The 10,624-nt window shown below is 43.1% G+C and carries 12 protein-coding genes; 1 reads left to right on the top strand and 11 read right to left on the bottom strand.

Annotated features, from left to right (window positions below; translation table 11 throughout):
* Nucleotides 1-9: 9 nt before the first annotated feature.
* From DMO16_RS02840 to DMO16_RS02815, 6 genes are all read right to left on the bottom strand, one after another.
* Nucleotides 10-990 carry a YpdA family putative bacillithiol disulfide reductase gene (locus DMO16_RS02840; RefSeq protein ID WP_129475228.1) on the bottom strand — a complete coding sequence of 327 codons (981 nt, stop codon included), beginning with the start codon at nucleotides 988-990 and terminating at the stop codon, nucleotides 10-12.
* Nucleotides 991-1,133: 143 nt separating this feature from the next.
* Nucleotides 1,134-2,414, bottom strand: a complete 1,281-nt coding sequence (locus DMO16_RS02835) for a Glu/Leu/Phe/Val family dehydrogenase (protein ID WP_129475226.1) — start codon at nucleotides 2,412-2,414, stop codon at nucleotides 1,134-1,136.
* 188 nt (nucleotides 2,415-2,602) lie between these two features.
* Entirely contained in the window at nucleotides 2,603-3,520 is a 918-nt protein-coding gene (locus DMO16_RS02830; RefSeq protein WP_129475224.1) for a D-alanine--D-alanine ligase family protein, read from the bottom strand.
* A 166-nt stretch (nucleotides 3,521-3,686) separates the two neighbouring features.
* Nucleotides 3,687-4,277: a genetic competence negative regulator gene (locus DMO16_RS02825; RefSeq protein WP_061970724.1), complete on the bottom strand. Its 591-nt coding sequence runs from the start codon at nucleotides 4,275-4,277 to the stop codon at nucleotides 3,687-3,689.
* An 82-nt stretch (nucleotides 4,278-4,359) separates the two neighbouring features.
* Nucleotides 4,360-5,304: a MerR family transcriptional regulator gene (locus DMO16_RS02820; RefSeq protein ID WP_061970726.1), complete on the bottom strand. Its 945-nt coding sequence runs from the start codon at nucleotides 5,302-5,304 to the stop codon at nucleotides 4,360-4,362.
* A gap of 210 nt (nucleotides 5,305-5,514) precedes the next feature.
* On the bottom strand, nucleotides 5,515-6,129 hold the full coding sequence (locus DMO16_RS02815; protein ID WP_347232861.1) for a CBS domain-containing protein: 615 nt from the start codon (nucleotides 6,127-6,129) through the stop codon (nucleotides 5,515-5,517).
* A gap of 193 nt (nucleotides 6,130-6,322) precedes the next feature.
* Between DMO16_RS02815 and DMO16_RS02810 the strand changes: the two genes are divergently transcribed.
* Nucleotides 6,323-6,541, top strand: coding sequence for a hypothetical protein (locus DMO16_RS02810; protein WP_061970731.1), 219 nt, complete (start codon nucleotides 6,323-6,325; stop codon nucleotides 6,539-6,541).
* 4 nt (nucleotides 6,542-6,545) lie between these two features.
* On the opposite strand, the gene DMO16_RS02805 is transcribed toward DMO16_RS02810, so the two are convergent.
* The 5 genes from DMO16_RS02805 to DMO16_RS02785 all read right to left on the bottom strand — a co-directional run bounded on the left by DMO16_RS02805 (nucleotide 6,546) and on the right by DMO16_RS02785 (nucleotide 10,545).
* Nucleotides 6,546-6,998 (bottom strand): DUF2663 family protein, encoded by a 453-nt coding sequence (locus DMO16_RS02805; protein ID WP_061970733.1) that lies wholly within the window; start codon nucleotides 6,996-6,998, stop codon nucleotides 6,546-6,548.
* Between the two features lie 106 nt (nucleotides 6,999-7,104).
* Nucleotides 7,105-7,401 (bottom strand): hypothetical protein, encoded by a 297-nt coding sequence (locus tag DMO16_RS02800; protein ID WP_061970736.1) that lies wholly within the window; start codon nucleotides 7,399-7,401, stop codon nucleotides 7,105-7,107.
* On the bottom strand, nucleotides 7,385-8,005 hold the full coding sequence (locus tag DMO16_RS02795; protein ID WP_074440492.1) for a CPBP family intramembrane glutamic endopeptidase: 621 nt from the start codon (nucleotides 8,003-8,005) through the stop codon (nucleotides 7,385-7,387). Before DMO16_RS02795 ends, DMO16_RS02800 begins: the two co-directional genes overlap by 17 nt.
* Entirely contained in the window at nucleotides 7,944-9,503 is a 1,560-nt protein-coding gene (locus DMO16_RS02790; RefSeq protein ID WP_129475222.1) for a RecQ family ATP-dependent DNA helicase, read from the bottom strand. Before DMO16_RS02790 ends, DMO16_RS02795 begins: the two co-directional genes overlap by 62 nt.
* On the bottom strand, nucleotides 9,478-10,545 hold the full coding sequence (locus DMO16_RS02785) for a helix-turn-helix domain-containing protein (RefSeq protein ID WP_129475220.1): 1,068 nt from the start codon (nucleotides 10,543-10,545) through the stop codon (nucleotides 9,478-9,480). The genes DMO16_RS02790 and DMO16_RS02785 overlap by 26 nt, the downstream gene beginning before the upstream one ends.
* Nucleotides 10,546-10,624 lie beyond the last annotated feature (79 nt).

The raw sequence follows: 10,624 nt of genomic DNA, 5'->3' as shown, positions 1-10,624 counted from the left end.
AGCCCCGCGTTATTGCCGCGGAGCTGTAAGGGCTTCTGCAATGAAATGGCCATGAAACCTGCCATTTTCAATGAAAATTTCATTGGCGTTGTTTCCGGCAGCAATGACCCCGCAAATGAACACATTTTTAACGTTCGTTTCCATGGTTTCCGGATGGTGTGCCGGACGGCCGGTCTCCTTGTCGATATCGATGCCGATTTTATGCAGAAAACTATGATCAGGATGATACCCGGTCATTGCGAATACAAAGTCAGCTTTCACTGAAGCTTCTTCTCCATTTTTCTCATAGATGACATGGTCTTCCCCGATTTCAAGCACATTTGCTCCAAAGTGCATTGCAATTCTTCCATGATTCACATGGGATACAAAATCGGGAAGCACCCACGGTTTTACACTTGGGGAATAGTCCTCTCCACGGTAAAGAACCGTAACCCTCGCCCCGGCTTTCTGCAATTCAAGCGCCGTATCGACCGCTGAATTTTTTCCCCCAATGACGGTTATGTCTTTATCATAGTATGGATGTCCTTCTTTAAAATAATGGAAAACGTGTCCCTGGTCCTCACCTTTTACATTCATGTACGTCGGATTATCGTAATAGCCTGTGGCGATGATGACGGCACCAGAGGAATATTCATGCTGTTCACCTTTTACCGTTTCGGTCTGGACAGTGAATTCAGCGTCATTGATTCTCTCTACCCCGGTGACCTTCTCATACGTATGAATGTTAATTTCCTTCCGCTTCGCCACTTCTCGATAGTAGGTTAAAGCATGGATTCTTCTTGGTTTTCTTTCTTCATTCACAAAAGGCATATTTCCTATTTCGAGCTTTTCACTGGTACTAAAAAAGGTTTGATGGGTCGGATAGTTGTAGATGCTCTCTACAATGTTCCCCTTTTCAATGACCAAATAGGATAGTCCTTTTTCTTTGACGGCGATTGCTGCGGATAAACCGCAGGGACCCCCGCCTATAATCACAACATCGTACTTCATTTCTCCACTCTCCTGGTCTTTATCTGTAGGGATCTTTTGTCTGCACAACCATAGTATTCAATCAGAGGATTGAATTATCCAAAAACAAAAAAATCCCCTATCTGAAAGTAATGATAGGGGATTGAGCCGTTATTTGCAAAAAATTAAATCCATCCGCGGAAGCGGGAAGCTTCCGCCATTTTGCGGACACCGACCATGTAGGCGGCAAGCCGCATGTTCACTTTGCGGTTCGATGAGGTTGTATACACGTTATTGAATGACTTGACCATCACGGTTTCAAGCTTCTTCTCGACTTCTTCCTCGGTCCAGTAGTAGCCCTGGTTGTTTTGCACCCATTCAAAATAAGAAACGGTTACGCCGCCGGCACTTGCCAGCACATCCGGTACAAGGAGAATACCGCGTTCTGTCAGGATTTTTGTACCTTCAAGTGTCGTTGGTCCATTTGCTGCTTCCACAACGATGGAAGCTTTTATGTTGTGGGCATTCTCGGCTGTGATCTGGTTTTCAATGGCAGCCGGAACCAGAATGTCGCAATCCAGCTCCAATAGTTCTTTATTGGATATGGTGTCTTTAAATAATTTGGTAACCGTGCCAAAACTGTCGCGTCTTTCCAGCAGATAGTCGATGTCCAGTCCATCCGGATCGTGCAGGGCACCATAGGCATCGGAGATTCCAATTACTTTTGCGCCAGTATCATGCATGAATTTCGCCAGGAAGCTTCCTGCGTTTCCAAATCCCTGAATGACGACACGCGCACCCTCAAGGGAAAAACCGCGTTTTGCAGCGGCTTCACGGATGCAGATGGTCACACCTTTTGCCGTAGCGGTTTCACGTCCATGGGATCCGCCGAGAACCAATGGTTTACCGGTGATGAATCCAGGAGAATCAAACTCGCGGATCCGGCTGTATTCGTCCATCATCCACGCCATAATCTGGGAGTTCGTGAATACATCTGGAGCAGGAATATCTTTTGTAGGACCTACAAGCTGGCTGATTGCGCGAACATAACCGCGGCTTAAGCGTTCAAGCTCGCGGAATGACATGTTTCTCGGGTCGCAAATAATGCCCCCCTTACCGCCTCCATAAGGAAGGTCCACAATTCCAGCCTTAAGGCTCATCCAAATCGAAAGCGCTTTTACTTCTGTTTCGGTTACACTTGGATGGAATCTCACGCCACCCTTTGTAGGTCCGACAGAGTCATTGTGCTGAGAACGGTAACCTGTAAAAATTTTAGTGGATCCGTCATCCATTTTTACAGGAATGCGGACAGTCAGCATACGGATGGGCTCTTTCAACAACTCAAATACTTCTTCAGGGTATCCCAATTTATCCAATGCTTCCCCAATCACAGATTGTGTTGCGGTTAGCACATTGTTATTTTCATGATTTTCTGATTTGTGATCTGCTGCGTTTTGGGCAGTCATTTGTTTACCTCCCATTAATGTCACCTCTAAAGTTTAGTCAATCTTCAGAGACAGTATACACCTTTGTTTGCTCCATGAGAAGGGAATTTTGAAGAATGTCCCGAAAAACGTAAGCGCTTACGGTACTTTTTTCCCATCCGCAAAAAAGTCAGCAATAAAGCCCTTCTGTTCCAACAGAAGGGCAACTTTTATTTTTTTAGTGAAAGCTGAACAAGCTGTTCAATCATTTCAGGGTAAGAAAGACCTGCTTCTTTTGCCGCATCCGGAAATAAGCTTGTAGGTGTCATGCCAGGAAGAGTATTTACTTCAAGAATAACTGGATCGGTTCCATCTCCCGGAACGATAAAGTCTACACGTGAATAAACCTCGCATCCCAATACTTCATGAGCATCCACCGCTTGCTTTTGAAGCAAAGCTGTTGTATCTTCATCGAGACGTGCAGGAACATAATGGACGCTGCCGCCTGCGGCATATTTAGATTCATAATCGTAATATTCATTTTTCGGGACAATTTCAACAACAGGAAGAGCTTTGACATCCCCTTTATCTCCCATAACCGCTACGGTTACTTCTTTTCCTGAGATAAATTCTTCAATCAGGACGGTCTGATCGTGAAGCATGGCTGTAGAAATTCCCTTCAGCATTTCTTCTTCGTCCTTTGCAATCGTTAACCCAATGGTGGAGCCTTCATGGTTGGGTTTGACCACCAAAGGAAAACCGAATGGCACATCCAGCTGATCTTCCTTATACAGCTTTTTCTCCAGAACCACTTCTTGAGCGATGCGGATACCGGCATTCTTAAAAAACTGCTTGGACCTTGCTTTATCCATTGCAAGAGCAGAGGCTAGAACGCCTGAACCGACATATGGAATTTTCAGCATATCAAGCAAGCTTTGCAAGCGGCCGTCTTCGCCATAACGCCCGTGCAATCCTATAAAAACAGCATCCACATCAAGATGAATAATGTCATCGAGACGGTCGGGATGAAAGTCAACACCAATCACTTCATGTCCTCTGCTTTCAAGAGCATTGATGATTTGTTTGCCGGAGGAGATGGAAACCTCTCGTTCAGCAGATATGCCGCCATATAATACTGCAATCTTCATTGTTAAGAATCACTCCTACCCAAAATATATGTATTATCAGTATATTCCCTGCCACTCCGTATGAGCTTTTCTTTGAGGAAATCCAATCTATCATACCACGTTTAGTGCTTGATGTAATAGCAAACACCGCCTTTTGAACTAAAAAAACTCCCGTTTGGACGGGAGCTTAATTAAAATACTTATTAATTTGCGAAATCGCATGACTGTCCATCAGTGCTTTTCCGTATTCGATCACCCTGTGGCTCGTAATCGTAGATGAACTGCCAAACTCGGCCATCAGCGCAATCAAAGTATCCAATTCGATTTCTGTAAGGTCATGTTCTTCAAATTTCAAGTAAAAACAATTTTCGAACGAGTAGAGAACGCCAGCATCCAAATTTAAAGGTTTCAGGCGTTGTGCTAGTGCAATCACATCTTCAAAGGAAGAAAACTCATAGAAGATTTCGTCACTTTCATCAAGTGTAACCTGCATTTCAATATAGTCATCATCGTATTCATCTTCAAGTTCATACTCGTTATGCCCTTTTGTCACAATGACCACCATTCCTTGCGCCGGTAAAGCAAAAACTTCAACAGCGATCGGTCCGTCTGCTTTAAACCCTACTTCATCGTCTGCTTCGGTCATCATGTCTCGGAATAATTGGTGAACTTTTGGAATGTCCTGCCATATCTCATCTTTGGATATTCCGCGTTCCTTTAAATCATCAAACGTTAGGAAGATTTTGATCTTGTTATAAGTTAATCGCTCTACCCGCATTTCTGGTCCCCCTTACATTCGATTCCGCATCTCTTTACTTACACTATATGAGTGAGAAGGCAGTTGGTGATTAATGATCCTCTCACTTCTGTGACCAAAGAGGCGGTCGTTTTTCTTCTTTTAATTTTTGGTGAATCCATTGATCCCATTCCGTTTTGGTGTTCCCTATTATAATGTCTTTAAATTTGGTTTTTATATCATTGGATAAATATTCAAGTCCCAGGCCTCCCAAGCCAATTTGGAGGGAGGGATGGTGATATGCCGCCTGCTCTATCCATTCAACTGTTGACAGCAAATGCTCTTCGATGGTGCAGGAAACAAATAGCAATTTAGGATCAACCTCCCGGATGACAGTATCGAGATCTTCAGGAGGGATGCCTTCACCGAGGTAAATCACCTCAAATCCTTTTTGCCGCAGGTAAAGTGTAAAAATCAAAAGGCCCAGTTCGTGAGTCTCTTTTAGTCCGCATACTGCTATCACCCTTGGAAGATAGCTGTCCACAGGAAGATGAAACATAATATTACCAATCTTCCCTTTTAAAAAGCTGGAGGCATAGTGCTCATGGGCCACCGTTATTTTTTGGTTTTCCCACATGTCACCTACCTTAACAAGCAATGAACCCAGAATGTCGATGGTCACTTTTTCGAGAGTAAAAAGGCTGAAAGCCCTGTCCATCACTTCCTTGGCTTTGCGCTCATTGAATGACATCAGAGCGGAAAGAAGCTCGTCCGACAGCTGCATTGCTACATCCTTCTGCCCACTGCTTTCCACAACAATCTGTGATATTTTATTCCCATGGTGTTCCAGCAGGTCGACTGCCTGGCTTATTGTAAAACCATGTTTAATTTTATTCATAAGCCATTTGATAATATAGATATGTTCATCAGTATAAAGCCGGTGGCCCGCTTCGTTCCTCTTGGGCTCAATGATCGAATATCTCCGCTCCCATGCACGAAGTGTTCCTGCCTGGATGCCAAGCATTTTAGACACGGCTTTTATATTGTATTTTCCTTCCGGTGATGCCATTTCTATATCCTCCAATAGCTGATTATACCTATTAGTATAGCGGACAGATTTACTGGTGTAAAATTTCAGGAATCCGGAGAAAAACCAATTTTTACTGAATACTCTTTTTTTATTTGGAGATTTTATTTTTCATTCCCCTAATATGCTGTTTGGTAAAACACATTTTAACTGAAAATTGCTAAAAAGGACAGCCCTAAATTAAGGGCCGTCTCAATCTTCATGTATGCTTAAAATCCTGAATCCGGACTGGCTGAGCTTTTCCGTAAATTTATTAAGGTTAGGGGTTTTTTCTACCTTCATCACCATCCTTCTGACCAATTTATCCGTCTCATCAAAAGTGGTTAACGAAATAATGTTTTCATGAAATTGTTTTGTAATTTCAGACAGTCTCGCAATCCTTCCTTCCGCTTCCAAAGAGGCAAAGGCGATTCGCACTCCAGGCATTTTCATGCCAAACGCGCTTTGAAACTGTTCAAGCACATCATACCTTGTGATAATGCCAAGGAGCACATTATGTTTATCCGCTACCGCAACGATTGGCATGTCGTTGACCATAAGAAGCGTTTGTTCAAACATTTCATCCTCAGACACAGCCTGGTTTTTGTACCTTGAAATTTCCCCGGCTTTTGTTTTCAGCAAAAATTGCTCTTTTGACAAAGAGCTTATGAAGCAGGACTCATAGATGAAGTGGCGTGTGATGATTCCCTGATAGCGTTTTTCCTCAACAACCGGTATGCCATCCAGGTCATGTTTTTCCATCAAATCCAATGCCTCCTGGACTGATGCATTCTTTTGGATAAAATGTGTTTTCCTCAATGGAACCATATGACTTTTCACAAACATACCCTATTTTTCCTCCCCAACATGTAAATTTTCCCGTCTCACTATTTACATGAGCAGGGCCATCTTTATTAAAATTATGAGAATATTTAAAAATCTCTTATTGTAAATCCTGTAAAATTGACTTATCATTAAAATTACAAACCGATAAATTTCAAATAGATTGGAGAGGAACAGCATGACTTTATTAAAAATCAAGACAAAATCTCTCGTGTTAAATAAAGATCTTGAATATAACGAAAAACTGGGTCTTCCCGTTGAAGTTTATTGCCCTCTGGCCCATCAAACCATTGCTTTCGGAAGGATTGAAACGCTGGATGACCATTTTGTCGTGATCAATTCGGAAAAACATGCAATTGCCGATTATTTCTTCTTTGGCTGCCCATGTGCCGTCTAACCTTTCATTTGTGATACAGATTAATGTTGTATTCTGATTTTATAAACTCCATGACCTGGTGCCTGTTATTCCACATGTCAGGTCTTGGCCATAAATCGTCGCCACGCTCTACGATCTCTTTCCGTATGCTTTCAAACTCTTCATCCGCTTTTGAACATTTCTTTTTCATCCGTTTCCACTGAACCCCTGCCAGCAAAAAGTAAACAAAAATAAACCAAACCATCTGGTCACCTGCCAGGGATGCCACTGCCGCCCGCACACTTTCTGCCTCATTCCACTTAAATCCATACAAATAAATCAAGCTTAAGCACCCCATGAGTGAACTGTAAAAGGCCCACCATTTCATCTGCTTGTCAAGCTGGTCTTTTCGTTCCTTTTTTTCGATTAACGTTTGGAGAACCACTTTGCAAATGTCCGAAATATAAGGCTCGACCTTCCAATTGTTCAATGCATTCATATAAGCCCCCTCCTGCTTCAAATTATGCTTCTGCCAATTAAATCATTCCGAATGGGCTTCCTGTTTTTGTTCATGAAAAAAAGCTGACGGCAGTTATGCCGTCAGCTTAATTATGAGATTCGATCTGCACTTTTTGAACATCATCTTTACCGTTAATCGGATTCATGACTTTCGGAAACCAGAGATTATAAGTAAGAATAAAAACAACAAGCAGCATAAATGCCAGAAGGAGGCTCCGGGTTAGCGGCAGCCGTTTTTTCTTTTCCGGAGTTGAAGGCGCAGGGGGTGTCTTTTCTCCGGCTTGTGTCCCGTTGATCCTTTTCGCTTTTCTTTGATGAAATTCTTTTCTCGAAGGCAGTGGACGATCCTGAATCAGTCCGGTCTCCTCACTCACGTTCTTCAAAAAAACCACCTCCGTTTCCAGCCCGATTGTTTCGGGAAATCAGCCAGCCTTTAGAGATAAGAAGGCCAAGCAGGAAATCAATAAAAAAATGTGCAGTCATGGGTATAACTAAATTGTTGGTTTTTTCATATAAGTATCCGAGCAGAAAACTTAATAGAACCGCTGCTATGAATAGAACTGGCTTTTTTATATATCGTACATGGAGTACAGCAAATAGTAAACTCGTTAGGCTCAAACCCAATAGAGGCTGAATGGCACCGCGGAACAGCCACTCTTCGGAAAACGAGATCACAGCCGTCAAAAAGGCAATATGCCAAATCGGGACCTTTCTGAAAATCCGTTCATTGATGCCGCCATCATCGAGCATTCTTTCGGGTAAAATCAAATGAAGCAGCAGATTGACCAGCACCACCAGAAGAGCTGTCCCCAGACCGAGTACAAGTACAGGAAACACTCCCCACCTGAACCTCTCCAGATGAAACCCGGTAAACAGCATAATCAATGTTCCCGCAGCCAGAAAAACTCCCTGGGACACATATATATTAAGTCGCAGCTCCTTGTCGCTCATTTGCCGGATCAGCGCAGATTGATCCCACTTCTTCATGAACACCATCGCTTTCCTGATTAAAAATATATCGAAGCTCCTTTTGCCAGCTCATATGCTCTTCAAAAGAACGTTCCTTTTCTTCTTTTCTATAAAAAAGACCGAGGTCCAAATGGCAAAAACTGCAGCAATTTCTTTCCATGCTTTGGCTGGTTTCACTAAAGATATCCCCGATCTTTTTCCGTTTGCAGAAATCACCTTTCGTCCATTCTACCATTTCATTCAGTTTTTTGCGCTTGTGCGCTTTTCTGTGTTGAATTTTTGATAAAATGCGATCTCTTGCCGTTTCTGGCAAGAGCTGTCTGGTTCTGGAAAAATAACCTTCCTCCTCAAATTGGTAAAACATAAATCTTCTCGCGCTCTCCCCCATTTCCATGCGTTCGAGCATCTCTAAAAATTGAAGAGGGTCACCGGCAGGCCACGAAGCGCAATGAAGGACTTGGGTTTCGTTTGGATACTCATGATCAATGAACATTTCCGGAAGTTCAGTATCCCCGCAGCTGTACAAAAGCACAGCAAGGCTGGGCTTACCATCCCTTCCGGCCCGTCCGATTTCCTGTACATACGATTCAATATTGGCTGGCATATGAAAATGAATGACGTAACGGATATTCGGTTTATTGATGCCCATTCCAAAGGCGTTCGTGCAGCAAATCAGATCCAGCTCATCATTTAGAAACTGTTTTTGAATCAACAGCCGGTCTTCATTTTCAAGGCCTCCATGATAGGCAGCCACCCTGCTCTTGCCATGCGCACGAAGCATTTCTGCGAGTTGTTCTGCCCATGACCGGGTTGAAGCATATAAAAGTCCGGGTCCTTCCAGGGTAGAAGCGAGCTCCAGTGCCCGGTTCAGCTTGTCCATATGAACCGGGTGCTGTTCGGTGGCGAGTGCAATATTTGGACGGTCTACACTGTACACATGCTCTATGCATGAAGGAATTCCAAGCTTGTCACAAATGTCCCTCCTGACTTCGGGTGTTGCTGTTGCCGTCAATGCCAGACATGGGGGTTGGCCCAGTTGTGACCGTATGGAAGAAAGTTTAAGATAGCTGGTGCGGAATTCGTGTCCCCACTGGGAAATGCAATGGGCTTCGTCTACTACAAAAAGAGAGATCGATAGTTTTTTTAACTCTCTGATCATATATTCATTTTGCAGGATCTCTGGGGATACATAAATAAACTTGTAATAGTAAAGGTTCCGCATAACCCTTCTTTTTTCTTGAAAATCCATAAAGCTGTTCAGGGCTACCGCTCTTTTCTCTCCCGACCGCTTCAGTTGTTCCACCTGGTCTTCCATCAGCGATAATAATGGTGATACTATGAGCACCGCTCCTGAAAAAACATATCCGGGTAGTTGGTAGCACAGAGATTTCCCTGTTCCTGTCGGCATCATTGCCAATACATCTCGTTTGCACAGAATATCCTCAATGACTTCAAGCTGGCCGGCACGAAATTCATGATAGCCAAAACGTTCATATAACAGGGTTTGAAGTTCCAAGAATATCTCCCGCCTTTCCTAAGACAAGCCTGATTTTAAAATACGATATATCTTCCAGTCTATCTTTAATCACTTTCAGCTTTTTTGTCTGAAGGACAGTATAAGCATTTAAAATCCTTTGCTGTTCTTCCAAAGAAACATAGTGATCGATTGAAAAACGGTCATAATGGATGGCAATTTCAACAAGATGATCTTCAATGGTGCTTTTTTTCATCCCGCGAATATTAATGATTTGCTCCATGCTCTTTCCTTCGTTCAAAAGATTCCAAGTTTTTTGTGCCGAAAGAGTTAACGGCTTGTCCAGATCCAGACCAGCCATCAATTTGTTCAGCACCTTGTACTCCTCATGTGCCTCCTTGGCCCTTTTCAAAAGAAAGTGAAGCATGGAACGAAAACGAAGCTGTGCTTCCACTTCCGGGATCTGAAGAATCTGTGCAACTTGTTTATTCGTTAAGCCTGTCCGGTTATGCCTGCTCAGTCTCAGGACAAAATTCTCCGCGTCAAGATCGGCCCATTCACTAAGAAGGGCTAACATTTCCCTATACAACTGATCCGCTTCCTTCTGCCTATCTTCCCCTTTTGGGAACCACACCTTTACTGAATGAAGAACAGCTGGATCCTGCGAAACTGGCAAAAAAGAAAAATCCTGCCTGATCGCATGAGAAAGTGATTGTATGTAAAGTGTTAGCAATTGGTAGAAAGGCTGCTCAGCCTGTTTGTAGCGCATGCCATCAAACATAAACAGGTAAGGATGCAGATTAAAAAAATCTTCAGTCACCTGTGCCCCTTTATCCGTTATCGTATAGCGATCATTCTCCAGACACACCCACCCTCTTTTCAGCAGCTCTGCAGCCATATGTTCAGCCTCATTCCGGCGAAGACCGGGCAATATTCCAAAAAAAGATGAAATATTGAACAAGTGGCCGTCTGAGAGGGTTTGTGACGTCTTTTTTCCATTAAGCATGTGGAGAAGACCTGAAAGGCTGCGTTCCCCGTTAAATTTTTTAATCAAGTATAGAAGAAGTCCTTCTGTCATATTCATTGTTTTATCACCACGCTTATAGTTTACATGAAAAAGCTTAACTATGGGTTGCTTGTTCTGTGAAGAAACTGCAGGGGAA

It is taken from the genome of Fictibacillus sp. S7, assembly GCF_004127935.1.
Classification (GTDB): domain Bacteria; phylum Bacillota; class Bacilli; order Bacillales; family Fictibacillaceae; genus Fictibacillus_C; species Fictibacillus_C enclensis.
The sequence above is the reverse complement of the archived record's forward strand: the minus strand, read 5'-3'. Positions and strand labels throughout refer to the sequence as shown.

Bases quoted from the DNA above. Each gene is read 5' to 3' on its own strand.
- DMO16_RS02840 (WP_129475228.1), bottom strand. From the start codon at position 990: ATGAAGTACGATGTTGTGATTATAGGCGGGGGTCCCTGCGGTTTATCC.
- DMO16_RS02835 (WP_129475226.1), bottom strand. From the start codon at position 2,414: ATGACTGCCCAAAACGCAGCAGATCACAAATCAGAAAATCATGAAAAT.
- DMO16_RS02830 (WP_129475224.1), bottom strand. From the start codon at position 3,520: ATGAAGATTGCAGTATTATATGGCGGCATATCTGCTGAACGAGAGGTT.
- DMO16_RS02825 (WP_061970724.1), bottom strand. From the start codon at position 4,277: ATGCGGGTAGAGCGATTAACTTATAACAAGATCAAAATCTTCCTAACG.
- DMO16_RS02820 (WP_061970726.1), bottom strand. From the start codon at position 5,304: ATGGCATCACCGGAAGGAAAATACAATATAAAAGCCGTGTCTAAAATG.
- DMO16_RS02815 (WP_347232861.1), bottom strand. From the start codon at position 6,129: ATGGTTCCATTGAGGAAAACACATTTTATCCAAAAGAATGCATCAGTC.
- DMO16_RS02810 (WP_061970731.1), top strand. From the start codon at position 6,323: ATGACTTTATTAAAAATCAAGACAAAATCTCTCGTGTTAAATAAAGAT.
- DMO16_RS02805 (WP_061970733.1), bottom strand. From the start codon at position 6,998: ATGAATGCATTGAACAATTGGAAGGTCGAGCCTTATATTTCGGACATT.
- DMO16_RS02795 (WP_074440492.1), bottom strand. From the start codon at position 8,005: ATGAAGAAGTGGGATCAATCTGCGCTGATCCGGCAAATGAGCGACAAG.
- DMO16_RS02785 (WP_129475220.1), bottom strand. From the start codon at position 10,545: ATGAATATGACAGAAGGACTTCTTCTATACTTGATTAAAAAATTTAAC.